The following is a 25,989-nucleotide window of genomic DNA, read 5'->3' on the forward strand; positions in this document are numbered from 1 at the left end:
CAATGCCTTTAACCAAGCAAGATGCCGTCAATCAGATGATGGGCTTTTTCCAGGCCAAGGCGCTGACCGCCGCGCTGGCGCTGAAGCTGTTCGATCAGCTGCGCGATCGGGACGCCGACGCGGCGCACATCGCCGCGCGGCTTGACTGCCCGGCGCGTTCGACCGAGCAGTTGCTCATCGCGCTGCGGGCCATGGGGTATCTCGACCAACGAGACGGCCTTTATCATCTGCCCGCCGCCCACCGGGCTTTTCTGTTGAGCGACGAACCGCAGTGGCTGGGATGGCTGGGCCGCCACATCGATACCTTCCTGTATCCGCTGTGGGGCGAGCTGAAAACGGCGGTGCGAAACGATGCCCACCAGCGCCGCACGGTATTCGGCGATGACCGCAGTTGGTTCGACATCCTGTACCAAAATCCGGACGACGTGGCGGACTTCCAGGAGTTTCTCGGTAAATTCGCCGCGCCCTTTATCGCCGGCTTTGTTCGCGATTACGACTTCTCGCAACACCGTGCGTTTTTGGATATCGGCAGCGGGATCGGCAGCCTGCCGATGGCGATCGCCGACGCTTATCCGGGGATCGCACTGGCGATCTGCGAACTGCCGCAGGCCTCGGCGTTTTTGCGCGACAAGCTGACGCTGCAAGGCTATGGCGAACGCATTGACGTCGTGGAGGGCGATGTCATCAGCGGCGATCTGCCGATCGGCGGCTATGACCTGATCCACCTGGGATGGATGCTGCACGACTACGCCCCGGAAACCCAACTGACCATCCTGCGCAACATCTATCGGGCGATGCCGGCCGGCGGCCGCTTCATCGCTTCCGAAACGCCGCTGAACGAAGACAAATCAGGGCCGGAATTTACCGCCCTGCTGTCGCTGAACATGCTGGTCTCCACCGACGGTGGCATAGAGAGCAGCGCGCAGGAATACCTGGACAGATTCCGTCTGGCGGGGTTCAGCAACGCGCGCATCATGAAAATTGCCGGCCCACGCACCCTGATCGTCGGCGAAAAATAACCAGTTAGCAACGGGAGCTCGCAATGTTAGAAAGCAAATTGATCCAGCATATCGCCACCCAGTATCTGGATGGCGATCACGACGGCCTGAACGCTCAAACCCCGCTGTTTGAACTGAACGTCGTCGATTCCGCCTCCATTTTCGATCTGGTGGATTTTCTGCGTCAGGAGTCTCATGTCGCCATCGGCATGCATGAGATCCATCCGGCGAACTTCGCCTCGGTGCAGGCGATGGTCGCGCTGGTGCAACGGTTGCAAGCGCAAGTCGCCGCAGGGGGTGTCGCATGAGCGTTCACGCCGTCGATAGCGCCGCAAACGCGCATGAAGCCGTCCGGCAGTCGGTGCTGCACACCTTCGCCCGGCTGACCGAGTATGAACCGTCGGCACTGGCCCTGACCAGCCATCTGGAAAACGATTTGGGCGTCGACTCCATCGCGCTGGCGGAAATTGCCATGGTGCTGAACCGTCAGTTTCAATTAAATACGCCGCTGGAGATCCAGGAGATCAAAACCATTCAGGATGCGCTCGACGGTATTTTGCAGCGCGGTTTCACGCTGCCGACGCCGAACGCCGCCGCGCAACCTGCCCCCGAGACGCCTCAGGCCTGGTTGAGTGCTCTCGTGCGCCAGGTGTTCGCCACCCACAGCGGATATGAAGTGCGTGATCTGTCCCCCGACGCCGCCATCGAAGGCGACCTGGGCATCGACTCCGTCGCGGTGGTGATGGCGCGCAACGAGCTGCTCAAAACGCTGGGCCTGGACGATAACGCAGCGCTGGCGGAGTGCCGCACGTTGGCTGAGCTGGAGCACAACCTGGCGGCGCGGCTGGTTCAGGAACAGGGCGAAGCGTGGTTCAGCCGCTTTGGCCAGCACACCCCCGCGTCCGCTGCGCCGCAGCCCACCAAAGCGCCCGCGTCGCCGGACGCGCGCGATGAGCTCGGCGATCCGCGCACCATGCGGGACTTCGTCGGCATCGAGCACCCGGATTTGTTCCATAAAACGCGTGAGTTTGGCGCTTTTTATCGCGATAAAAAACAGCGTCAGCTTTACTGGTACGGCATGCCGCTTGAAACGCCGTGCAAAAACCGCGCGGTCATGTTCGACGAGATCACCGGCAAAAGCCGCGAATTTCTGATGTTCGGCTCCAACAGCTATCTGGGATTGTCGAACCATCCGGAAGTGATCCACGCCATCCAGGACGCCGCCGGCCTGTACGGCGCCACCAATACCGGATGCCGCATCATCGCCGGCAGCAACGTGCTGCATCTGGAATTGGAGCGCAAACTGGCCAAGCTCAAAGGGCGCGAAGACTGCATCGTCTATCCGTCCGGCTACTCGGCCAACCTGGGATGCATCTCGGCTCTGACCAGCCGACACGACCTGGTGTTCACCGACGCCATCAACCACATGAGCATCCAGGACGGCTGCAAGTTGGCGGGCGCGCAGCGGAAAATTTATGACCACTCTTTGACCAGCCTTGAGAAATCGCTGGCCAAATACGCCGATCACCCCGGCGGCAAGCTGATCGTCACCGATGGCGTTTTCAGTATGCACGGCGATATCGTCGATCTGCCGCGCCTGATGAAGCTGGCCGAACGCTACGGCGCACGCGTATTGGTCGACGACGCGCACGCGACCGGCGTCTTGGGCAAAACCGGCTCGGGCACGGCGGAACACTTCAATATGAAAGGCCGGGTGGATCTCGAGCTGGGCACCATGAGCAAGGCGCTGTCGGGGTTAGGCGGCTTCGTTTGCGCCGATGGCGAAGTGGTCGAATACCTGCGTTTCTACTCCAACTCCTATGTGTTCGCCGCCACCATCCCCGCCGCAGTCGCCGCCGGCGTGATCGCCTCCATCGACGTGATGCTGCGTGAACCCGAGCGACTGGCCAAGCTGTGGGACAACATCTACTACTTCCGCACGCTGCTGCTTAACGCCGGCTTTGACCTTGAGCATTCCGACTCGGCCATCATTCCGGTGGTGGTGGGTGACGACGCCAAAACGCTGCTGTTCGGCCGCGCCGTCCGGGCGCGCGGGCTATTCTGCCAGACCGTGGTCTTCCCGGGCGTCAGCGTGGGTGACGCCCGCTTACGCATCAGCGTGACCAGTGAACACACGCGTGAAGATCTGGATGAAGCCTACGCCATTTTGGTGGCGGCGGCGCTGGAGACCGGCGTGCCGGTCAACGGCGATGTCCGACGGGAAGAGCGCGCACGCGCCGCCGAGGTCTGACATCATGGCAACCTTCATTTCACCGATACTGGAGGCCCTGTTCCGGCACGCCCGCCAAGCGCCGGAAAGCACCGCTCTGCTGTGCGGCGATCGGCGCTGGAGCTATCGTCGCCTGGCCGATCGCGCCTGCATGATGGCGGCGGCGCTGCGACATGCCGGGTTAAAGCAGCAGGCCGTGCTGCTCAACCTGCAGAAAGGGCCCGACGCCGTCGCCGCCATGTACGCATGTTGGCTGAGCGGCAACCACTATGTCCCTATCGATTTCAGCCAACCGACGGCGCGCATCGAACGCATTATCGCCGCCGCCTCACCCGCGCTGATCGTCGATGAGGGCTGGTTGAGCGCGCTCGATGGCCGCACCGATCTCGATGGCGCCTGGCCGGAAGCGATCGCCGCGCTCGGCTCCCCCCTCGCCGCCATTCTCTATACTTCAGGCTCCACAGGCACCCCGAAAGGGGTGCAAATCACCCATGACATGCTGACGTTTTTCATCGGCTGGGCCGTCAGCGATACGCAACTGACGGCGCGCGACGTGCTGGCCAATCATGCCAGTTTCGCCTTTGATCTGAGCACCTTCGATCTGTTCGCCGGCGTTTGCGCCGGCGCCGCGACCTGGATCGTGCGCGAAGATGAACAGAAAGATTGCCAGGCTCTCGTTCGCGGATTGCAAACGCACGGCGTCACTCTGTGGTACAGCGTGCCTTCGATTTTAGCCATGCTGGAAAAGAGCGCGTTGCTGGCGCCATCGACGGTGAAAACGCTGCGCCAGGTCACGTTCGCCGGTGAGCCTTATCCGGCCGCCGCGCTGAGGCGTCTGGTTGCGCATCTGCCGGCCCGGTGCCGCGTCAGCAACTGGTATGGCCCAACGGAAACCAATGTCTGCACCGCCTACGCGCTGGATCGAACGCAGTTGGCGACGCTGGAGCAGATCCCCATCGGCCATCCGTTGCCCGGCTTGACGGCGCAGTTGGTCGATGAACAGGGGCGCCTGCAGCCGATTGACGGTACGCCGGGCCGACGCGGAGAATTGCTGATCGGCGGGCCGTGCGTGACCCCCGGCTACAGCAACGTCGCCTCATCGCGGCAAGCGCAATGGCATCCGCGCCAATGTCACGCGACCGGCGACTGGGTGGAGACGACGGCGAATGGGCTGGTCTACCGCGGCCGGCTGGACGACATGGTGAAAATCAACGGCTACCGGGTGGAATTGGGTGAGATTGAATCGATCCTTCATCACCATCCCTCGGTCAGCCAGGCCGCACTGTATGTCGAGCTCGGCGAGCTGAAGCAAAGACTGATCGCCGTGATCACCCTCCATCCCGGCGCGCTCCGCCCCAACCTGCTGGAGCTCAAGCAGTTCCTGCAGCCCAGGCTGCCCGCCTATATGCTCCCCAGCCAACTGGTGGTCGCCGACAGTCTGCCCACCAATGCCAACGGCAAGGTGGACAGAGGACGTTTGTCCGAGGTGAACGCGCGATGAACCAGGAAATTCATGCCGCGCCGCTGGCGCTGGTCGGCATCGGCTGCGCACTGCCCGGCATCGATCGTATCGATCTGTCCAACGGCGCCGCCTGGCCGGCGCTGTTCGACGCCCCGCCGCCGATGCCGTGGAGCGATGCGGCCGCGCCGATCCGCGGTCGCCAGATCGACGACGCCGCGTTTGATTTCAAAAAATTCGCCATCCCGCCGCTGTTTCGACTGGCGGTCAGCCGCGAGACCCGCCTGGCGCTGCAGGCCGCCTCCGCCGCCATGCAGCATCTGACGTTATCCGACGCGTTGCGCGACCGCTGCGATCAATTTTGCGCCACCCATTTGGGCAGTGATGCGGCCTATCGCAACGCCACCAAAATCGGCGCGCTGCGCAGGCTGGCCGAACGGCTTGACGCTCAGGGGCTCTCACCGGCAGCGGTCATGCGCCGGATTGACGATTACAAACAGCCGCTGGCCCAGGCGTTCGGCAGTTCATCCCACGATCGCGTAGGGGAAATGGCCTCCAGCATTCCCGCGCGCATCGCCCATTTCGCCCGCACGCGCGGTAAATGCCAAACCCTCGACGGCGCCGATCTGGGCGGCCTGCGCTTGCTGCAGTTGGCGCAAGACTGTTTTCGCCATGCCGACAGCCGCATGGCGGTGCTGACCGCCGTACAATGCTTCCACCATCAACCCCAGGCGGACATGCTGTTGGCGCAGGGCGTTTCCTCTTCGGCCTGTTGGCTGGAGGGGGCGATCAGCCTGGTCGTTTGCCCGCTGGACGTCGCTCAGGAACAGGGATGGCCAGCGATAGCGCAATTGTCGACCCTGATCGCCGAACGACAGGATGCCGCGCCGAGCGCCGGCTATTTTGCCGGCGCCAATCAGGTTTTCTGCCATCTCCTCGACATGCTGTTGCAACGGCAACAGACGTGCGCCGGCCACTCGTTCACCGGCTACCGCTGGCGGATTGACGCGGCGTCTCCCCCCTCATTAAAACCGACGGCTTCGCCACGCATCAGCATCATCGACTATCAGCCCATCACCGCGCAGGGGCTGGATAAAGCGCGTTTCTGGCAGGCCTTGCGCAACGGTGAGGACGCCCTGCGCGATCACAGCCCCGAGCAGTTGCACCCCGGCGCCTTCGTGCGACCCACGCCGCAAAAGCTCAGCGCCTACACCGCTCATGCCATGTGCTTCCCAACGCACGATCCGGTGCGGCTTGAGCTGACGCGGCCTATGATGCCGGCCAAAAAGCAGCGCCTCGACGTCACACAACTGCACGCCCTCAACGGCTGCGCGGCGTGGCCCGACAGCCTGCGACGCTTTGAACGCATCGCCATTATCGTCGCCAGCAACCTGTCTTTGAGCGCCGATCGACAACAGGCCATGAGCGCGCTGTGGCCGGCATTGCCTTCCGCCGACGTCCCCCTTTCGCCACCGCCCCAACCCGCGATCAACCGCTGGAGCTGGCATGGCGCCTGCGGCCTCGGCACCGCGCAGCTGTTGGCGCAACAGCTCGGCGTCGAGGCGGACTGCTACGCGGTCGAGGCGGCCTGCGCCAGTTCGCTGGCCGCCTTGCACAATGCGGTCAGGGCGTTACAGGCCGGCCGCTACGATGCGGTGCTCGTCGGCGGCATAGAAACGGCGACGCTCGAACGCGATATGGTGCTGTGCAGCGCGCAAATGATGCTTTCCGCTTCGCGTATGCGACCTTTCGCCCGACAAGCCGACGGTTTTACTCCCGGCGACGGTGGCGGCTTCTTCATTCTGACCGGCCAGGCGACATCGCGGGCCATCGCCACCATCGAAGCGATATCGGGATCTTGCGACAGCTATTCCATGACCGCGCCCGATCCCGAGGGCCAGGCGTTGGCAATCGAAAAAACCCAGAGCCTGAGCGCCGTCGAAGCGCGCCAGATACAGTATCTCGAAGCGCACGGCACCGGCACCGAACTGGGCGATCGGGCAGAAGTCGCGTCATTGCATCAGGGGTATCACCGCGCCGCACGCGCCCCTTTGTACATCGGTTCGGTGAAGTACAACTTCGGCCACTGTTTCGCCGGCGCCGGTGCGCTCAGCCTGTGTAAAGTGCTGAGCGCTTTCGAACACGGTCAAATCCCGCCCACGCCGGTGGCGACATTGAATGCCGAACTGCCGCTGGCGGCGATCCCGGCCGAAATCCCACAAATCGCGCTCGACTGGCCACAGGGTGAAGACGGGCGTCGGGCGGCGATCAACGGCTTTGGCACCGGTGGCATCAATTACCATTTGCTTATCCATCAACCCATTTAAAAAGGCCGCCCAGATGCACATTATCGTCCATAAGATTCGGCTAAAAGACATCGCCCACCGCGCCGCGTTTCGCGACTGGGTGGAGACGACCGATTACCAGGCTTGTCGCCACCTCGATGCGGTACGCGCCTTCGATGTCATCGAAGTCAGCCCTTCGGCGGAGGCGCCGTTTCACTTTATCGAAATCATTCAGCTGAACTCGCTGAAAATGTTCGAGCGCGAGATGCAAACCCCGCTGTTTCAAAGCCTGGTTGAACGCTTTAATCAGTTGGCGGAAGTCGTTGACGAAATCAGCGGAGAACGCATCGCCGATGGTTATCGAGCTTAGCGTGGCGCCACGTATCGTCATCGCGCTGGGCGGCCCCCACCGCTGCGCCGCCGTTCGGGGATTGCGGCATCTGTCGGCGGTGAAAAACCACGCGCGGGCACAGGCCATCGCGCTGCTGAACCGGACATGGTGCCGGGGGGACGCGACCGGCTTTACGCTGCGCCATAAGGCGAGTGGACAACCGTTCGGCGAACACCTCCTGCTGGGACGCCGCCACGTTTCTCTCAGCCATTCGCATGCCTGGTACGCCAGCGCCACCGGCGATATCCCGCTCGGCATCGATCTGCAGCATTATCGCCCCTTCTCCGGCGCGGCGCTGCGCTGGGCCTTTGGCGAGGCGGAACAGCGATTGGGACGCATACAGGCCTGCGCCGTCTGGGCCATTCGCGAAGCATTTTTAAAAAGCCACGGCCGCGGCCTGCCCTACGAATTGCGGACGATCGGCATCGACTGGCACACCGGGTTGGTCTCAAGCGCCGACGGCAGTTTGGCGAGCAGACGCTTCTGGCTGTGGCGCAGCCTGGACTGGGCATGCGCACTCTGCTTTCCGGCGGAGGAAAGCATGTCGTTCAGAGCGAACGTTACCGTATTTTCCCTGCCCGCCCCTTCCGCTTTCGGAGCCTTATCATGACCCAAGACCTTTTCGCCGCGGCGCTGCAACAGGCCGTGGACATCGCGCGGCAGGCGCCCTCTTCACACAACTGCCAACCCTGGTCTCTCCACTATGACACCGCCGCCCGATGTGGCCGGTTGGCTATCGACCGCCGTCGCGCTTTGCAGAGCCTGCCTTCGCTGGAACGCGAGATGCTGATGAGCTGCGGGATTTTCTTCGAGTACCTCAGCGCGCTGCTCAACTGTGCAGGCACGCCTCTCGCCTGGCGTTGGGAGCATGGCCCCACGCATTTACTGAGCTTTGCCCCCGCCGCGCCTGCCGCGCCCGATCGCGCCGCCCATCGCCAATTGGCGCAGCTGATCGGCGAGCGGCATACCGCACGGGCGGCCTATCAGCCTACGCCAATCAATGAAGCGCAGCGGATGCAGCTGCAGACCTTGTTCGACGGAACGGCGAGTTCGCTCAGTATCGCAGGTGACGAACGCGCTCGCCGTCGGGTCGCGCAGCTCACCGCTCGTCACGCCGCGCTCGATTTCTCGGATCGCCAAGCCTGGCGCGAAACCTATCAATACATCCGCTTCAACGAACGGCAGCCTACCGACGACGGTTTTCACCTGCACCACCTGTTTGGCCCGGTATCCCCAGCATTCAAGCGCTTCTTCCAAGTGGCGTTTCATCCTCGCTTAAGCCGGCTGGCGACCGGGCTGCGCTTGCCGGCTTATATGGCGCAAGGGCTGGCGCAACGCGTCGCGGAAGGCCCGCAATACCTGGCGCTGTGTCTGAACGACGAAAGTGCCGAGCACCTGTTCGCCACCGGCATGCGGCTTGGACGTCTGTGGCTCACGCTGCAACACTGGGGTTGGGGATTGCATCCGATCAGCGTTCTGGTGCAACACGCCGAGGCGCGTCGCGAGCTCGCAGCAACCCTGGCGCTCAGCGCTCCCCCGGTGTTTTTTGCCCGCTTCGGCCACCTGCAACAATGGGGCAGCGCAGCGCCCAGACGCAGCTGGCAAAGCATTTTGACCGCGCCGCCATCCGGCGAATGCGCGTCCCCGGGGAACGATTCCCCCTAATCCGCTGAGGAGAACACAATGAACGTATGGATTGCTTTGGCCGCTGTTTTGTTGATCCTTGCCCTGCTGGCGTTTATTACCAGCCGCGGCGCTCAGGACACTCGCCCGATGTTTCTGTGGGGGTTCAACGCCATGGGGCCGGTTACCCTGGTCTATTGCTATTTCGGCGAGGGCGATCTGAGCCACAAAGCCCTGATCCTTGTCATGGTCGGCCTGTACCTGCTGCGCATGAACATCGTGCTGACACGTTGGTACGGCAACACCGCCGCGGCCAAACTCAAGGACGTGATGCCCACGCAGCAGGTGCCATGGCTGGCGGTGATGATGGTCATGATCTTTGGCGGCCTGTACTGCCTGCCCTTCTACTGGGCCAGCCAGCTGCAGGGGCCGTGGGGCGCGCTGCAATGGCTGGCCATTGGGGTCTACCTGATAGGCACGCTGTTCCACTTCGGCAGCGATTATCAAAAACGGCGCTTCAAACAGGATCCGAACAATAAAGGCCGGCTGCTGAACAGTGGCTTTTGGGGGTTGGCGCGCCATCCGAATTATTTCGGCGACTTTCTTATTTTCGTCAGCTTCGGGCTGCTTGCCGGCAACCTGTTTGGCCTGATCGCACCGCTGACTAACCTGGTGCAGTATTTCGCCGACGCCATTCCCAAAAGCGAGAAAATGGCAGAGAAGCGCTACGGCGAGGTTTGGCGCAACTATAAACGTCAGGTTAAATGTTTCATTCCTTTCGTGCTGTAACCCCAACGCGGCAGCGCGGTTCGGGCAAGCCGACCGCGCTGCCGCCGATAAAACACCTTGTTATACAACACAAAACGACCGTCACGCCCGCGCAAGTAAAAACCGCCTTGACCTTACCCTTGCTGGAAGGTTTAAGCTCCCTTCTTAGTGAAAACAGGTCAGGCGGTTAACCTTTAAACACCGCCCTTAAGCAAGGAGTCCAATCATGTCACACACCACTATGCTGGCATTGCAGGGGCTGTCCTGCATGAACTGCGCGCAGCGGGTGAAAAAAGCCCTGGAAAGTCGCAGCGATGTCGAACAGGCCGAGGTTAACGTCCAATACGCCAAAGTGACCGGCGAAGCGCCGGACAGCGCATTGATCGACAGCGTGATCGCCGCCGGTTATCAGGCCGAAGTCGCGCCGCAAGCCGATACCGAACTGCAGCTGAGCGGCCTGAGCTGCATGCACTGCGTCGGCAGCACCCGCAAGGCGCTGGAAGCGGTGCCGGGCGTGTTCGCCGCCGACGTCGAGATCGACAGCGCGAAAGTGTACGGCGATGCCGATCCGCAGGCGCTGATCGCTGCGGTGGAAGATGCCGGTTATCACGCCAGCGTAGCGGGCGCCGCCGCCCCAAAAACTGAGCCGTTGACTGACGCAACACCTTCGTTGCCGGACGTTCAGCCAGCGGCGCAACCTTCCCTTCCGGCAACCGACAGCGCGGACGACAGCGTACAGCTGCTGCTCAGCGGCATGACCTGCGCCAGCTGCGTCAATAAAGTGCAGCAGGCGCTGCAAAGCGTACCCGGCGTAGAGCACGCGCGCGTCAACCTGGCGGAACGCAGCGCGCTGGTGACCGGCGCCGCCGATGCGCAAGCGCTGGTGGCGGCGGTGGAAAAAGCCGGCTACGGCGCCGAGATGATTCAGGACGAGACCGAACGTCGCGAACGCCAGCAGCAGACCGCACGCGCCAACATGAAGCGCTTTAGCTGGCAGGCGGCGCTGGGGCTGGCGTTGGGTATCCCGCTGATGGCCTGGGGGCTGTTCGGCGGCAGCATGACGCTGACGCCGGAAACCCAGCGCCCCTGGCTGCTGGTCGGCGTCATCACCCTGGCGGTGATGGTGTTCGCCGGCGGACACTTCTACCGCAACGCCTGGCGCGCGCTGATGAACGGCAGCGCCACCATGGATACTCTGGTGGCGCTCGGCACCGGCGCCGCCTGGCTTTACTCGATCGCCGTCAACGTTTGGCCCGATTTCTTCCCGATGGAAGCGCGCCACCTCTATTACGAGGCCAGCGCGATGATCATCGGTTTGATCAACCTCGGCCATGCGCTGGAGCAGCGCGCCCGCCAGCGTTCTTCGCAGGCGCTGGAGCGGCTGCTGGATCTGACGCCGCCCACCGCGCGCCTGGTGACCCACGACGGCGAGCGCGATATCCCGCTGGCGGAGGTGCAGCTCGGCATGACGCTGCGGCTGACTACCGGCGATCGCGTGCCGGTCGACGGCGAAATCGTACAGGGTGAAGTCTGGCTCGATGAAGCGATGCTGACCGGCGAAGCGGTGCCGCAGCAAAAAGGCCCTGGCGACACGGTGCATGCCGGGACGGTGGTCGACGACGGCAGCGTGCTGTTCCGCGCCGCCGCCATCGGCAGCCAAACCACGCTGGCGCGCATCATCAAACTGGTGCGTCAGGCGCAGAGCAGCAAACCGGCGATTGGCCAACTGGCTGACCGCGTCTCGGCAGTGTTCGTGCCGGCGGTAGTGGCGATCGCCCTGTTCAGCGCGGCGATATGGTACTTCTTTGGCCCGCAGCCGCAGCTGGTCTATACGCTGGTGATCGCCACCACGGTGCTGATCATCGCCTGCCCGTGCGCATTGGGTCTGGCGACGCCGATGTCGATCATCTCCGGCGTCGGCCGCGCGGCGGAGTTCGGCGTGCTGGTGCGCGACGCCGACGCCCTGCAGCAGGCCAGCCAGCTGGACACCCTGGTGTTCGACAAAACCGGCACCCTGACCGAAGGGAAACCGCAGGTGGTGGAGATCCTGACCTTCAATCAGGTCAGCGAACAGCAGGCGCTCGGCTGGGCCGCAACGCTGGAACAAGGCTCCAACCACCCGCTGGCGCGCGCCATCATGGAACGCGCCGCCGGGCAAACGCTGCCGCAGGTCGCGCAGTTCCGCACCCTGCGCGGCGCCGGCGTCAGCGGGGAGATCGACGGCGTGCAGGTGCTGCTGGGCAACGCCGCGCTGCTGGAACAGCATCAGGTCGCGACCGCCGAACTGGATGCGCCGATGCGCGCCCAGGCCGAACGCGGCGTAACGCCGGTGCTGCTGGCCGTGGACGGTAAACCGGCCGCGCTGTTCGCCATTCGCGATCCGCTGCGCGAGGACAGCGTCGCGGCGCTGCAGCGCCTGCACCAGCAGGGGTATCAGCTGGTGATGCTGACCGGCGACAACCCGGTAACCGCCAACGCCATCGCCAAAGAGGCCGGTATCGATCGGGTGATTGCCGGCGTGCTGCCGGACGGCAAAGCGGCGGCGATCAAACAGTTGCAGACGCAGGGCCAGCGCGTGGCGATGATCGGCGACGGCATCAACGACGCCCCGGCGCTGGCGCAGGCCGACGTGGGCATCGCGATGGGCGGCGGCAGCGACATCGCCATCGAGACCGCCGCCATCACCCTGATGCGCCACAGCCTGCACGGCGTAGCGGATGCGGTGGAGCTGTCGAAGGCCACGCTGCGCAACATGAAGCAGAACCTGTTCGGCGCCTTTATCTACAATACGCTGGGCATTCCGATCGCCGCCGGCGTGCTCTACCCGCTGACCGGCACGCTGCTCAGCCCGGTGGTGGCGGGCGCGGCGATGGCGCTGTCGTCCATTACCGTGGTCAGCAACGCCAACCGGTTGCTGCGTTTTAAACCGCAGAAGTGATCGCCGGGGCGCCGTCATGGCGCCCCGCTGTTTTCCGGGCTTTCCTGCGCGGCGGATAGCGTTTAGCATGAATAGCGATTTCCCCTCGCCTTTCATGCTGAAACGCGCACCCGTTATTCAGGAGCCACGCCGTATGGGTCAACTGTTACGCCGCCTCGCCGCCTTTCTCGGCCTGATCTCGCCCAAGCGTTACGCTTATCCGGCGTTGGACATCACCCTGCCTGGCGATCGTCGGCTGCATCTGGTGGGCAGCATCCATATGGGCACCGTCGATATGTCGCCGTTGCCGCCCCGGCTGGCCGCCCGGCTGCAGCAGGCCGACGCGCTGATCGTCGAAGCCGATATCACCGACTCCGCCTCCCCTTTCGACCACGCCGAGCTGCAGCCGGAGCTGGAACAGCGCCTGTCCGCCGAAGAATATCAACGGTTGCTGGCGCTGTGCCATGAGCTGGGCGCCGACCCGCACGCCTTCGCTACCCTGCCCGGCTGGCAGGTGGCGCTGATGATGCAGGCGCGCCAGGCTCAGCGTTTGGGGCTGCGCGCGGAATATGGCGTGGACTATCAGCTGCTGCAGGCCGCCCGGGCGCAGGACAAACCGGTGATCGAGCTGGAAGGCGCGCAGCAGCAGCTGGCGATGCTGGAACAATTGCCGGAGGGCGGCATTGCGCTGCTGCGCGATACGCTGGAGCACTGGCATACCAACGCGCGGCTGCTGCAAACCATGGTGAGCTGGTGGCTGGACGCCAAACCGCGCGGTACGCTGGACACGCTGCCCGCCACCTTCAGCGCCGGGCTGTATGACGTGCTGATGCATCAGCGCAATCGCGACTGGCGGCATCAGCTGGAGGCGCTGCCTGCCGGTGACTATGTGGTGGCGGTTGGCGCATTGCACCTGTACGGCGAGGATAACCTGCCGGCGATGCTGCAGCCGCAGGGGTAAAAAAGAGGCCAATATCGCTATTGGCCAGTCAAAGAGGAATTTCTTGTATTCTAGTTATACGCATAGCAACCGTGTTAACGGTTACAGTAAACAGGGTAGCAACCCGGTGAATATCTTGGCAACCCGCTTTATGTAACAGCCGCTCAGGTTGCCGGGCAGGTTGGATTTTTGTATTTTTAAGGCTGGTTATCACCCTTTCCCCGCCGGGGACATTTTGGACAACACATCATGACGCCCGCAGTCGTTCTGCTTGAGAAACAAAAGGTCGCCTTCACCCTCCATCCTTATCACCACGACAGCGACGAAACCAACTTCGGCGACGAGGCGGTGAGAAAGCTGGGGCTGGATGCCGATCGGGTTTACAAAACCTTGCTGGTGGCGCTGAACGGCGACGCCAAACACCTGGCGGTGGCGGTCACCCCGGTCGCGACCCAGTTGGATCTGAAGAAGGTCGCCCGCGCGCTCGGCGCCAAAAAGGCCGAGATGGCCGATCCGCAGTTGGCGCAGCGCGTCACCGGTTATCTGGTGGGCGGCATCAGCCCGCTGGGGCAGAAAAAGCGGCTGCCGACGGTGATCGACAGCCCGGCGCAAGCGTTCGCCACCATCTACGTTTCCGGCGGCAAACGCGGGCTGGACATCGAACTGGCCGCCGACGATCTGTGCCGCCTGCTGGCCGGCAGCTTCGCCGACATCGCCAAACGCGACTGACGCCGCGCGCTCAGCGGCACACCACCGTGGCGTCACAGGCCGCCAGCGTCTCCACCAGGCGGTCCTCCAGCGCCTTCACCTGCGCGCCGGGCACCAGATAGTTATTGCTGATGATGGCGAATGCCAGCGGCCGCCCGGTCGCCGAATCGACATAGCCGCTGAGCGACGATACGCCGGTCATGGAACCGCTCTTGGCGTGGGCGCGCCCCGCCGCCGCGCTGTTCACCATGCGGCTTTGCAGCGTGCCGCCCACCAGCAACCCCGGCTCGCCCGCGACGGGCAAGGCGTGATACCAGTCGGCAAACCACGGCTGTTTTCTGGCCGCCAGCAGCAGCGTCGTCAGCTGCTGCGGCGTGATTTGGTTCATGCGCGACAGCCCGGAACCGTCCACCTGGCGATACGCGTCGGCCGCGACGCCCTGGCTTTGCACAAATCCGTTTATCGCCTGAAGGCCGGCGGCCCAATCCCCTTTACCCTGCGTCTTGCGGCCCATCGCCTTGGTCAATATCTCGCCGTAGCCGTTATTGGAGACTTTCAGGAAGGTGACGACCAGGCGGGAGAGCGGCGGCGAGTTTTTTTGCGCCAGCAGCTGTGCGCCGGCCGGCGTCACGCCCTCTTCAACCTTGCCGCGCAGGGTGATGCCGTGCGCGCGCAGAGCATGTTGCAATAAAGCGCCGACGACAAGGAACGGTTGATCGACGGTAATCAATCGCGAGCTGGCCTCCGCCTGCGCGGCGATGGTGCCGCTGACCACGATCCGGTTGCTGCCCGGCCGGCGCTCGTACGTCAGCGCGGTGTCACTACCGGTGGTGGTGCGGTTGACCAGCGTCACCGCGTCATTGGCGGGATAGAAGCTCACCCGTCCCGGCGCGCCGGCGCGGGCGCCCGGCCGCACCGCCACCTGCACCACGTTGATATCGCCGCCGGGAGTAAAGGCGTAGTTCAGCGCCGAGATCGGCGCAGCGAAGGCGAAAGGTTCATCGTCCCAGCTCCAACCGGCGCCGAATGGCGTCTGATCGAAGGCGCCGGCATCCAGCAACAACCGCCCCTGTATATGACGGATGCCGCGCTTCGCCAGCGCTGCGGCGAAGGTGTCGAGATCGTCCGGATGCAGCGTCGGATCGCCGCTGCCCTGCAGATAGAGATCCCCTCGCAAGGTGTCGCCGCGCTGCTCGCCGGCGGTCAGCAGCCGGGTTTCAAAGCGGTAATCGGCCCCCAGCACGCCGAACGCCGCCAGAGAAGTGAACATCTTCATGTTGGAAGCCGGCGCCAAACGCTGATCCGCGTGCGCCTGATACAGTACCTTGCCACTCTCGGCATCGCGCACCATCACGCCGCTCGACGCCCCAACCAGCGCCTTGTCCTGGCCGATGGCCGCCAGCGCCTGGCTGAGGGTTTGTTCGTGACGTTGGCCGGATGACGAACACCCCGCCAGCGCCACGATGGCGGGCAGCAGCCAGCCTGCGGTTTTCAACATGTCATCTTCCTGTTTGCGTTATCAAAACCAAATTGTCGCTCAGGCTATCATTGGAAGGCGGCGACGGCGACTTTTGCGTGCGTTTGGGGCGGGGTTTTCGGCGGGAAAACAGGCGGCCCGCCCATGGGGCAGGCCGCTGCGGTGGCGATTAGCGATAAACGATTTCGCCCTTCGGTTCGTAAGCCGCCGCATCCAGCGGCGAGTGTTTCTCGATGTATTGCTTCAGCACTTCGGCGTCGATAAAGCCGGTGTTGACGTAGCTCGGCAGCCCGTCCAGCTTCGGATAGCCGTCGCCGCCCAGCGCGTTGAAGTTCAGCGTCGCCATGCGGTAAATTTTATCCGCCTGCAGCGGCTGGCCATTGATCTTCACCTCGCTGACGCCCTTGCCGTCCGCCACCAGGCTGACGTTGGCGAACTGGGCGTAGGCGCCGGAATCCGGCTTCATGTTGGCCACCACCGCCAGGTACTCCTCAACCTCGCTGCCTTTCATATCGACATGCACCAGGGTGTTGCCGAACGGCTGCACCTTGAGCACATTCTTGTAGGTGATATCGCCGCTTTCAATCGAATCGCGCACCCCGCCGCCGCTCATCACGGCGAAGTCGGCGTCGGCGCGCTCCCTCTGCGCGGCCAGCATCACCCGCGCCAGGTTGGTCTGCACGAAGCGCACCTTGCTGCGGTCGCCTTCAAGCTTGCCGTTGACGCTGCCGATCTTCACTTCCAGCTGCGCCTTGCCCTTATCCTGGAACGGCGTCAGCAGCTTCATCATGGCCGGATCTTCCGCAATCTGCCGGGTGTAGTACACCCGCTCGCTGGTGCCGTCCGCTTTCTCCACTTTCTTCTTCAGGTTCACCGGGATCAGCTGATAATGCACCAGCTTCAGCTCGCCGTTGCGGAATTCGAAATCGGCGCGCCCCACGTATTTGCCCCACTCGTGCGCCTGCACGATCCAGGTGCCGTTCTGGCGATCCGGCGAGCACGGCGTGCCCGGCACATAATCCACCTGTTTGCGGTTGTCGCCGGCCATGCACACCGGATCCTGCGAGTGGCCGCCGACGATCATGTCGAGATATCCGGCCGGCAGGCTGCGCGCCATCTCTACGTCGCCCGGCGCGTTAGAGCCGTGTTCGCCGTTGTCATAGTGCCCCATGTGGGTGGCGGCGATAATCACGTCCGGCTTCTCGTCCTTACGCAGTTGCTCTACCACCTGCTTCGCCTCCTGCGCCGGCACGCGGAACTCCATGTCGGTGAAGTACTCCGGGTTGCCTATCTTGGCGGTATCGTCGGTCGTCAGGCCGATCACCGCGATCTTGATGCCCTGCTTGTCGAACAAGGCATAAGGCTTGAACAGGCGCTGGCCGGTGCTTTTCTGATAAATGTTGGCGGACAGCAGCGGGAAGGTCGCCCACTTCTCCTGCTGGCGCAGCACGCTCAGCGGGTTGTCGAATTCGTGGTTACCGATCGCCATCGCGTCGTAACCCACCAGGTTCATGCCGCGGAAGTCCGGCTCGGCGTCCTGCAGATCCGATTCCGGCACGCCGGTATTGATATCGCCGCCGGACAACAACAGCAGGCTGCCACCCTGCGCCGCCACTTCCTGACGAATGCCGTCCACCAGCGTTTTCTGCGCGCCCAGGCCATATTCGCCGTGATCGTTCTGCCAGAAGTGACCGTGATGATCGTTGGTGTGCAGAATGGTGATGGCGTAGGTCTTATCCTTTTCCCAGGCACTGGCGGTCCCCGACAGCAACGTCAGGGAAACGGCCAACGCGCATGCGGTGGTTTTCAGCGAAAAACGCATGGCGGATCTCCGTGTATTAAATGGCTTTTATGATGAGGCCGAAATTGTAGCGCGAATTAATGACAGCTGATTTCAATTTTTTGCGATGTGAGTCTGATTATTTCAGATATGGTAAAAATTGAACGTCCTGCCTAAGATGTCATCTCTGTGCTCAACAACTTATCAGGCTAATAATAATATGACCGACAGTAGCCAAAGCGCGATACCGCCCGCCAAAGGCAGTGCGGTGAAAGGCACCGCCTTCTCCATCCTTGGCGCCATCAGCGTGTCTCACCTGCTCAACGATATGATCCAGTCGCTGATCCTGGCGATTTACCCGATCCTGCAAGCCGATTTCCACCTCAGCTTCGTGCAGATCGGCATGATTACCCTGACCTATCAGCTAACGGCTTCGCTGCTGCAACCGCTGATCGGCTATTACACCGATAAACACCCGCAGCCTTACTCGCTGCCGATCGGCATGGGCTTTACCCTGTCCGGCCTGCTGCTGCTGTCGGTGGCGAGCACCTTCCCGCTGGTGCTGCTGGCGGCGGCGCTGGTGGGCACCGGCTCATCGGTCTTCCACCCGGAATCCTCGCGCGTGGCGCGCATGGCCTCCGGCGGGCGGCACGGCCTGGCGCAGTCGCTGTTCCAGGTCGGCGGCAACTTCGGCAGCTCGCTCGGCCCGCTGCTGGCGGCGCTGATCATCGCGCCTTACGGCAAGGGCAACGTCGCCTGGTTCTCGCTGGCGGCGCTGCTGGCGATCGTGGTGTTGCTGCAGGTCAGCAAGTGGTATCAACATCAGCATCGGGCAACTAAAGGGCAGCCGAAAAGCCCGTCGCTGCTGAAACCGCTGCCAAAACGTACCGTGGCCTACTCACTGGGCATCCTGCTGGTGCTGATTTTCTCCAAATACTTCTATCTGGCCAGCATCAGCAGCTATTACACCTTTTATCTGATACATAAGTTCGGTGTTTCGGTGCAGAATGCCCAAATTCACCTGTTCGCCTTCCTGTTTGCGGTAGCAGCAGGCACCATTATCGGCGGGCCTCTTGGCGACAAGATAGGGCGTAAATACGTGATTTGGGGCTCTATTCTCGGCGCTGCACCATTTACCCTTGTTTTACCCTATGCATCCCTCTATTGGACCGGCATTTTGACGGTGATCATCGGGGTTATTCTCGCCTCGGCGTTCTCCGCCATTCTGGTCTACGCTCAGGAGCTGATCCCCGGTAAAGTGGGCATGGTTTCCGGCTTATTCTTCGGTTTTGCTTTCGGTATGGGCGGGTTAGGTGCGGCAGTTCTTGGTTATGTCGCCGATTTGACCAGTATCGAACTGGTCTACCAAATCTGTGCTTTCCTGCCGCTTATCGGCATTATTACCGCGCTACTGCCCAATATGGAGCATAAAGCGCAATAACCCCGCGAACCGCCCGGATGAAATTATTTATTCATCCGGGTTATCCTACGGATAAATCAATGTTATTTGGTTTATCTGCCACAAAACCCCCTCATTGCCATTCCTTAAGTGAAATCCTCTGCTTTTTTACAAAAAAGGCCAAATTAGCCAAGCAAGCCGCGAACAAATGCAATAAACTAAATGTATCTTTTCGTAACTTTGTTGCGTTTCTCCCGTGCCGCGATGCATAGCCAGAAGGAGTATGGATGCATAATTCAACACCGCTCATCACCACCATCGTCGGAGGGTTAGTACTCGCCTTCCTCCTCGGCATGCTGGCGAACCGCCTGCGCATCTCCCCTCTGGTGGGGTATCTGGCCGCAGGGGTGCTCGCCGGCCCGTTCACCCCCGGTTTCGTCGCCGACACCTCACTGGCGCCGGAACTGGCGGAAATCGGCGTTATCCTGTTGATGTTCGGTGTTGGCCTGCACTTCTCTTTGAAAGACCTCCTCGCAGTAAAATCTATCGCCATTCCCGGCGCTGTGGCGCAGATAGCCGTCGCTACCCTGCTCGGCATGGGGCTGTCCAAGCTGCTCGGCTGGGATCTGATCTCCGGTCTGGTGTTCGGCCTCTGCCTCTCCACCGCCAGCACCGTGGTGCTGCTGCGCGCCCTGGAGGAACGGCAACTGATCGACAGCCAACGCGGGCAAATCGCCATCGGCTGGCTGATCGTCGAAGATTTGGCGATGGTGCTGACGCTGGTATTGCTGCCGGCGTTCGGCAATATGCTGGGCAATGACAACGCCAGCAGCAGCCAGCTGCTGATGGAGCTGGCGCTGACCATCGGTAAAGTCATCGCCTTCATCGCGCTGATGATCGTGGTCGGCCGCCGCCTGGTGCCGTGGATCCTGTCGAAAACCGCCAGCACCGGCTCGCGCGAGCTGTTCACCCTGGCGGTATTGGCGCTGGCGCTCGGCATCGCCTACGGCGCGGTGAAGCTGTTCGACGTTTCCTTCGCGCTGGGCGCCTTCTTCGCCGGCATGGTGCTGAACGAGTCCGAGCTGAGCCACCGCGCGGCGCACGACACCCTGCCGCTGCGCGACGCGTTCGCGGTGCTGTTCTTCGTCTCGGTCGGCATGCTGTTCGATCCGATGATCGTGATTAACGAACCGCTGGCGGTGCTGGCGACGCTGGCGATCATCGTGTTCGGCAAATCCGCCGCCGCGTTCCTGCTGGTGAAAATGTTCGGTCACTCCAAGCGCACCGCGCTGACCATTTCCGCCAGCCTGGCGCAGATCGGCGAGTTCGCCTTTATTTTGGCGGGCCTCGGCATCGCGCTCGGCATGATGTCGGAGCACGGCCGCAATCTGGTGCTGGCCGGCGCCATTCTGTCCATCATGCTCAACCCGCTGTTGTTCACCCTGCTGGAACGCTATCTGGCCAAAACCGAAACCATCGAAGAGCAAATCCTCGAAGAGGCGGTGGAAGAAGAGAAACAGATCCCGGTGGATATGTGCAATCACGCGCTGGTGGTCGGTTACGGCCGCGTCGGCAGCCTGCTGGGCGGCAAACTGGCCGAGGCGGGCATTCCGCTGGTGGTGATCGAGAATTCCCGCCCGCGGGTGGAAGCGTTGCGCGAACAGGGTATCAAGACGGTGCTGGGCAACGCCGCCAATCCGGAAGTGATGGATCTGGCTAGGCTCGACTGCGCGCGCTGGCTGCTGCTGACCATCCCCAACGGCTACGAGGCCGGCGAGATCGTCGCCTCGGCGCGCGCCAAGCGGCCGAATATCGAGATCATCGCCCGCGCCCACTACGACGATGAAGTGGCCTACATCACCGATCGCGGCGCCAATCAGGTGGTCATGGGCGAACGCGAGATCGCCAACAGCATGCTGAACATCCTGCAGCTGGACACCCTGAGCGAAGAAGAAAAAATGGGCGGCTGCCCGATCTGAGGCACCGCGCATAAAAAAAGGTCCGGCATGCCGGACCTTTTCTTTTTCAGCGGGTTAACGCTCCCAGTAGGACTCTTCCAGGCTGTCTTCCCGCTCCGGCAGGCCGCGCGTGAGGCGTGGCGAATGCTGGTTCAACACCTGGTAGCTGACGCGGTTGGCGTATTTGCACACCTGCGCCAGGGAGGAGTAGGTCAGGTAACTGCGCACATGCTTGCTGGAGTTCGGCACGTTGTGGCGGTGATAGCCGTTGGCGGCGATATCGTGCAGCAACGCCGACAGCGCGCCGTCGCCGGCGCCGTTGGTGTTCATGATCTTCTCCGGCCCGCCCATATACGGCGCGATATGCGAATAAACGCGCAGCGGATTTTCACAGTGCTCGCGGCGCATGGCGCGGCTGAACTCGTAGCGGTTGAACTCGGCGATATGCCCCGGCAGCAGCGGGTGCTGGGTCTGGCGCTTATTGGCTTCTTCGGTGTAGCCCGCCATATACAGGCCATTCGGCCCGGCGGTGCACAGCACCAGATCCACCCACTCCAGCGCCATGTCCGAGGCGGTCAGCGGATCGCTCAGCCCGGTCAGCTCCAGCGCTTCGTCTTCGTTCATCGCCAGAATCGTCACATTTTCCTTCAGGAAGTCGCGCCACCACTGCGGGTTGTCGGCAATGACGTACTTGGTGCCCAGGGTCAGCACCACCGGCACATCGTGTTTTTTGGCGTACTCGATCGCCTGCAGGGTAGCGTCCTTTATCGGCTCCCCTTCCTTGCAGCGCACCAGGTAAGAACTCAGCACCAGCGCCGACGCGCCGGCGATCACCTCTTCAGGAATGCTTTCCGGGCGCAGCTGGTTCATCTGGCCGGGGTTGATGGCGAAGGTGCGCTCGCCGCTTTCGCCGATCAGCGTGAAACAGCGGCCGATGGCGCCATCAACGCCCTGCAAATAGTTAAGATCGGTGCGGCTGGAGGTATTGCACAGATAACGGTAGGCGTAGCTGCCGATTTTCACGTTGCTGCACATCACGCCGAGCAGCACCGAACGATCGTCCGCCAGCACCGAATAGTTGTGCATGGTATTGCCGATGGTGCCGCCGGCGAACTGATGGGTGACCAGGTTGTTTTCATTCAGTTCCTGATACAGCGCCTCGGCGACGTCGTCTTCGATCACCAAAGAGTGGCCCAGGCTCAGGCCGTAACGCTGGACAAAAGCATCGTCCACTTTTGCCTCGATATCCACCAGCGTCTGGTCGATGCCGACAATATACGAGGTGCTGATTTCACTTTCGGGCTGGGCCTGCTGCAGAAGCGGATCGCGGGCGCTCACCGGAAAATAGTGTTTGGACTTGCGTTTACCAGGAAATTTCATGTGATTGGCGGTGGTGACGGTTTAACAAGCGGAGAATGTTAACACATCCCCGCCCGATCACGATGCACCTAATAGACAGATTATGGATGATTACAGACGCTGCGCCACCAGCTGCTGCATCATGTCGATATGCGCCGGCTCGTCGTTCAACGCCGAGATATATTCAAACTTCTCGCCGCCGGCCTTAAGGAAGATCTCGCGGTTCTGCTCTTTGATCTCTTCCAGCGTTTCCAGGCAGTCTGCCGAGAAGCCGGGGCAAATCAGTTGAATGTGCTTCACGCCCTGCGCCGGCAACCCCTTCAGGGTTTCATCGGTGTACGGCGTCAGCCACGGCTCGCGGCCGAAGCGCGATTGGTACGTCATCATCACCCGCTCCGGCGCCAGCGGCAGCGTGGCGCTCAGCGCGCGCAGCGTATCCTCGCAGCGCTGCGGGTAGTCGTCGCCGAGCCGCGCATAGCGCTTGGGGATGCCGTGGAACGACAACACCAGCCGGTCCGGCTGGCCGTGCTCGGCGAACGAGCGCTCCACGCTTTGCTGCAGCGCGGCGATATAGGCCGGGTGTTCGGCGTAATCGCGAATGAAGGCCACAGAAGGCAAGCGGCGATAGCCTTTCAGCACCCGCGCCACGCCATCCCATACCGCCGCGCTGGTGGAACAGGAATATTGCGGATAGAGCGGCAACACCACCAGGTTAGTCACGCCCTGCGCCAGCAGCTTGTCGATGGCTTCCGCCAGGCTTGGCGAACCGTAGCTCATGCCCAGCTCCACCGGCGTATTCGGCATGCGCGCCGCCAGCGCCCGCTGTTGGCGGCGGCTGTACACCAGCAGTGGCGAGCCCTCTTCCATCCACACCGACTGATAGAGTTTCGCCACGCGCGGCGAACGGATCGGCAAGATCGCGCCGTTGAGGATCGGCCACCAGATCAGCGGCGCCGTGTCGACCACGCGATCGTCACTGAGGAATTCCTTCAGATAGCGTTTGACCGCCGACGAGGTCGGCGCATCTGGCGTGCCCAGGTTCACCAGCAATACGCCGTGTTTCTCTTGCTTCATCTCAGTTCCCCTCATTTCCTTTCCGGCCGGCATTCCGTTCTGGGTCGGGATGTCAGCAGCCATTAATGCCGGCTATTGTAACGGAAAAGTCCTGCATCGAAACCGATAACAGCAACAGGCTATGCCTGTGGGCTTCTTCCCTGCGCCAGCTGCCATACCGCCGCCACGTTGCGCGCCGTCACCTGCAGATTGCGATCGGCGTCCGCCAGCGCTTCTTCCAGCGTCACAATGCGATCGAGCACCGAAAACGCCGCATCGATGCCGTGCTGATGCACCACCGAATAATCCGGCGTCAGGCTGCCGGCGATGGCGATCACCGGCACGCCGTGGCGCTTGGCCACCCGCGCCACGCCAATCGGCGTTTTGCCGTGAATCGACTGGCTGTCCAGCCGCCCTTCGCCGGTGATCACCAAATCTGCATCGCGCACCGCCTCATCCAGGCGCAGAGTTTCGGTGACAATCTCGATGCCCGGCCGCAAGCGCGCGCTGAGCATGCCGAGCAGTGCCGCCCCCATGCCGCCCGCCGCCCCCGCGCCCGGCTGGGTGAGCACGGCGCGGCCAGTTTCCCGTTCCAGCAGCTCGCCGTAGTGGTGCAGCGCCGCATCGAGCTGCGCCACCATCTCCGGCGTCGCCCCCTTCTGCGGCCCGAACACCGCCGACGCGCCCTTTTCGCCGCACAGCGGATTATCGACGTCGCAGGCGGCGGTCACGCTCACCCGTTGCCAGCGCGCGTCCAACCCGGCGAGATCGAGGTGCGCCAGCTGCGCCAGCGCCGCGCCGCCCACCGGCAGCGGGCGACGATCCTTATCCAGCAATTTAACGCCCAGCGCCTGCATCATCCCGGCGCCGCCGTCGTTGGTGGCGCTGCCGCCGATGCCGAGAATGATCGCCTTCACGCCGCGTTCCAGCGCCGCCAACATCAGTTCGCCGGTGCCGTAACTGGTGGTTATGCGCGGATCGCGCCGGCCGGGCGGCGCCAGATGCAGCCCGGAGGCGGCGGCCATTTCAATCACCGCGGTTTCGCCATCGCCCAGCAGGCCATAGAATCCCTGCACCGGCTCCCCCAGCGGCCCGGTGACCGTCACCTGGACGATCTCGCCGCCGGTGGCCTCCACCATCGACTCCACCGTGCCTTCACCGCCATCCGCCATCGGCAACTTCACGTAGTGCGCCTGCGGGTAGATTTGGCGGAATCCCCGCTCGATGGCGTCGGCGACGCCGAGCGCGCTCAGGCTCTCTTTGAAAGAATCCGGGGCAATAACCACTTTTTTCAGCGTTTTCATCACTGTTCCTTATCCCGCCAGGTTAAATACGCCAAACATCAGCGCCGAGATTGCCGCGATGGTGAACCCCACCAGCGTCTCATACGGCAGCAGCTTCAGCCGCTCGTGCACCGCCATATTGACGCTGCCGCCGGTGGCGTGGAAGAAGCTGCCGTGCGGCAGGTGATCCAGCACCGTGGCGCCCGCGTGGATCATCGCCGCGCCGGCTAGCCCGCTCACCCCCAGTTCCAGCAGCGTGGAGCTGAACACCCCGGAGGCGACGGCGGTGCCGGCGGTGGTCGACGCGGTCGCCATCGACATCAGCGCGCCGGACAGCGGCGCCAGCAGCCAGGCCGGCAGCCCGGTGTGCGTTAAGCCGTTAATCAGGACATCCTTCAGCGCCGAGTTGGCGATGATGCCCGCCAGCGTGCCGGTGCCGAGCAGCATGATCGCCACCGGCGCCATGCGCGACAGGCCGGAGACCATAAACTGATTGCACTGGCGAATGCGCCCCATCAACAGCGCGCCCGCCAAACCGCCGGCCGGCAACGCGATCAGCGGATCGACGGCGATCCCGGCGATCGGCCGCAGCGACAGCAGCAGGATCGCCACCAGCGGCGCGCTGATCGCCGCCGCGAAGCCCGGCCGCGCCCCTTCGGCATGCTGAGTCAGCTCTTCGGCCATCACCTTGCTGCCTTTATCGCTCAGGCGGCGCGCCAGCAGATAGGCCACTACCAGGCCGCACAGCCCCGGCACGATGCCGGCCATCATCACCGAGGTGAGCGGCACGTGGAAATTGTCCGCCGCCGCGATGGTGTTCGGGTTGGGCGACATCACGTTGCCGGCCTTGCCGCCGCCGATCATCGCCAGCAGGATCGCCGCGCGTGAAATGCCGGCCTTCTGGGCGATCGACAGGGCGATCGGCGCGACGGTGATCACCGCCACGTCGATAAACACCCCCACCGCCGTCAGGATCAGTGTAGCCACCGCCAGCGCCAGCAGCGCGCGGGTTTCGCCCACCTTGCGCACGATGGTTTCGGCGATGGTGTGCGCCGCGCCGGATTCGATCAGCACCCCGGCCAGCACCCCCGCCGCCAGAATGCGCATCACGGCGTTGGTGATGCCCTGCGCCCCACCGATCATCAGCGTCACGGTCTGCACCAGATCGGCGCCGCCGCACAGCCCGCCCGCCAGCGCGCCGGCAATCATGCCGTAAGCCGGCGGCACCTTGCGTAGAATCAGGACGATGGCGACGGCTAACGCCACCAGCGCCCCCAGAGTGGATACGGTTGTCATTGTTGTTTTCTCCGTGGTTGATGTGCAGGCCAACATATCGCGCGCGCCCGGCGCAGACCTGAGGG

Annotated in this window: 20 protein-coding genes; 14 read left to right on the forward strand and 6 right to left on the reverse strand. The window is 62.9% G+C overall.

Translation table 11 applies throughout. The features are described from left to right. Positions 1-2 precede the first annotated feature (2 nt). From ACMGF9_RS18325 to ybaK, 12 genes are all read left to right on the forward strand, one after another. The gene (locus ACMGF9_RS18325; protein WP_004940222.1) at positions 3-1,019 is read left to right on the forward strand and encodes a methyltransferase; all 1,017 of its coding nucleotides are present in this window, start codon (positions 3-5) and stop codon (positions 1,017-1,019) included. A gap of 23 nt (positions 1,020-1,042) precedes the next feature. Next, positions 1,043-1,306 carry an acyl carrier protein gene (locus ACMGF9_RS18330; RefSeq protein ID WP_004940224.1) on the forward strand — a complete coding sequence of 88 codons (264 nt, stop codon included), beginning with the start codon at positions 1,043-1,045 and terminating at the stop codon, positions 1,304-1,306. Further along, entirely contained in the window at positions 1,303-3,249 is a 1,947-nt protein-coding gene (locus ACMGF9_RS18335; protein WP_075685313.1) for an aminotransferase class I/II-fold pyridoxal phosphate-dependent enzyme, read from the forward strand. Before ACMGF9_RS18330 ends, ACMGF9_RS18335 begins: the two co-directional genes overlap by 4 nt. A gap of 4 nt (positions 3,250-3,253) precedes the next feature. Then, the gene (locus tag ACMGF9_RS18340) at positions 3,254-4,729 is read left to right on the forward strand and encodes a D-alanine--poly(phosphoribitol) ligase (RefSeq protein WP_226882938.1); all 1,476 of its coding nucleotides are present in this window, start codon (positions 3,254-3,256) and stop codon (positions 4,727-4,729) included. Further along, complete coding sequence (locus tag ACMGF9_RS18345; protein ID WP_160125155.1) at positions 4,726-7,014, forward strand: polyketide synthase; 2,289 nt, start codon at positions 4,726-4,728, stop codon at positions 7,012-7,014. The genes ACMGF9_RS18340 and ACMGF9_RS18345 overlap by 4 nt, the downstream gene beginning before the upstream one ends. 13 nt (positions 7,015-7,027) lie before the next feature. Next, on the forward strand, positions 7,028-7,342 hold the full coding sequence (locus ACMGF9_RS18350; RefSeq protein ID WP_004940233.1) for a RedY-like protein: 315 nt from the start codon (positions 7,028-7,030) through the stop codon (positions 7,340-7,342). Continuing rightward, positions 7,326-7,973 (forward strand): 4'-phosphopantetheinyl transferase superfamily protein, encoded by a 648-nt coding sequence (locus ACMGF9_RS18355; protein ID WP_075685309.1) that lies wholly within the window; start codon positions 7,326-7,328, stop codon positions 7,971-7,973. Before ACMGF9_RS18350 ends, ACMGF9_RS18355 begins: the two co-directional genes overlap by 17 nt. Further along, entirely contained in the window at positions 7,970-9,028 is a 1,059-nt protein-coding gene (locus ACMGF9_RS18360; protein ID WP_414160360.1) for a prodigiosin biosynthesis protein PigM, read from the forward strand. Before ACMGF9_RS18355 ends, ACMGF9_RS18360 begins: the two co-directional genes overlap by 4 nt. Before the next feature lie 18 nt (positions 9,029-9,046). Continuing rightward, complete coding sequence (locus ACMGF9_RS18365; protein ID WP_021504656.1) at positions 9,047-9,775, forward strand: DUF1295 domain-containing protein; 729 nt, start codon at positions 9,047-9,049, stop codon at positions 9,773-9,775. A gap of 205 nt (positions 9,776-9,980) precedes the next feature. After that, positions 9,981-12,692: a copper-exporting P-type ATPase CopA gene (gene copA / locus ACMGF9_RS18370; RefSeq protein ID WP_414160361.1), complete on the forward strand. Its 2,712-nt coding sequence runs from the start codon at positions 9,981-9,983 to the stop codon at positions 12,690-12,692. 133 nt (positions 12,693-12,825) lie between these two features. Further along, complete coding sequence (locus ACMGF9_RS18375) at positions 12,826-13,632, forward strand: TraB/GumN family protein (protein ID WP_015376874.1); 807 nt, start codon at positions 12,826-12,828, stop codon at positions 13,630-13,632. Positions 13,633-13,860: 228 nt separating this feature from the next. Further along, the gene (ybaK, locus tag ACMGF9_RS18380) at positions 13,861-14,340 is read left to right on the forward strand and encodes a Cys-tRNA(Pro)/Cys-tRNA(Cys) deacylase YbaK (protein ID WP_046897488.1); all 480 of its coding nucleotides are present in this window, start codon (positions 13,861-13,863) and stop codon (positions 14,338-14,340) included. A 10-nt stretch (positions 14,341-14,350) separates the two neighbouring features. On the opposite strand, the gene dacB is transcribed toward ybaK, so the two are convergent. Beyond that, entirely contained in the window at positions 14,351-15,817 is a 1,467-nt protein-coding gene (dacB, locus tag ACMGF9_RS18385) for a D-alanyl-D-alanine carboxypeptidase/D-alanyl-D-alanine-endopeptidase (RefSeq protein ID WP_380692799.1), read from the reverse strand. Positions 15,818-15,965: 148 nt separating this feature from the next. Then, positions 15,966-17,618, reverse strand: a complete 1,653-nt coding sequence (gene ushA, locus ACMGF9_RS18390) for a bifunctional UDP-sugar hydrolase/5'-nucleotidase UshA (RefSeq protein WP_004940243.1) — start codon at positions 17,616-17,618, stop codon at positions 15,966-15,968. A 178-nt stretch (positions 17,619-17,796) separates the two neighbouring features. Between ushA and ACMGF9_RS18395 the strand changes: the two genes are divergently transcribed. After that, complete coding sequence (locus ACMGF9_RS18395) at positions 17,797-19,017, forward strand: MFS transporter (protein ID WP_004940244.1); 1,221 nt, start codon at positions 17,797-17,799, stop codon at positions 19,015-19,017. 245 nt (positions 19,018-19,262) lie between these two features. After that, on the forward strand, positions 19,263-20,954 hold the full coding sequence (ybaL, locus tag ACMGF9_RS18400) for a YbaL family putative K(+) efflux transporter (protein ID WP_004940247.1): 1,692 nt from the start codon (positions 19,263-19,265) through the stop codon (positions 20,952-20,954). Positions 20,955-21,008: 54 nt separating this feature from the next. Here the strand turns inward: ybaL and ACMGF9_RS18405 are convergent, their stop codons facing one another. The 4 genes from ACMGF9_RS18405 to ACMGF9_RS18420 form a co-directional block, all read right to left on the reverse strand. Beyond that, the gene (locus ACMGF9_RS18405; RefSeq protein WP_004940249.1) at positions 21,009-22,313 is read right to left on the reverse strand and encodes an inosine/guanosine kinase; all 1,305 of its coding nucleotides are present in this window, start codon (positions 22,311-22,313) and stop codon (positions 21,009-21,011) included. A gap of 90 nt (positions 22,314-22,403) precedes the next feature. Beyond that, positions 22,404-23,366, reverse strand: coding sequence for a ferrochelatase (gene hemH, locus ACMGF9_RS18410; protein WP_004940253.1), 963 nt, complete (start codon positions 23,364-23,366; stop codon positions 22,404-22,406). A gap of 119 nt (positions 23,367-23,485) precedes the next feature. Beyond that, positions 23,486-24,649, reverse strand: a complete 1,164-nt coding sequence (locus tag ACMGF9_RS18415; protein WP_021504662.1) for a glycerate kinase — start codon at positions 24,647-24,649, stop codon at positions 23,486-23,488. Between the two features lie 9 nt (positions 24,650-24,658). Then, complete coding sequence (locus ACMGF9_RS18420) at positions 24,659-25,924, reverse strand: GntP family permease (RefSeq protein ID WP_015376868.1); 1,266 nt, start codon at positions 25,922-25,924, stop codon at positions 24,659-24,661. Between the last annotated feature and the right edge of the window lie 65 nt (positions 25,925-25,989).

It is taken from the genome of Serratia sp. BNK-23 (assembly GCF_047456145.1).
GTDB classification, from domain to species: domain Bacteria; phylum Pseudomonadota; class Gammaproteobacteria; order Enterobacterales; family Enterobacteriaceae; genus Serratia; species Serratia nematodiphila.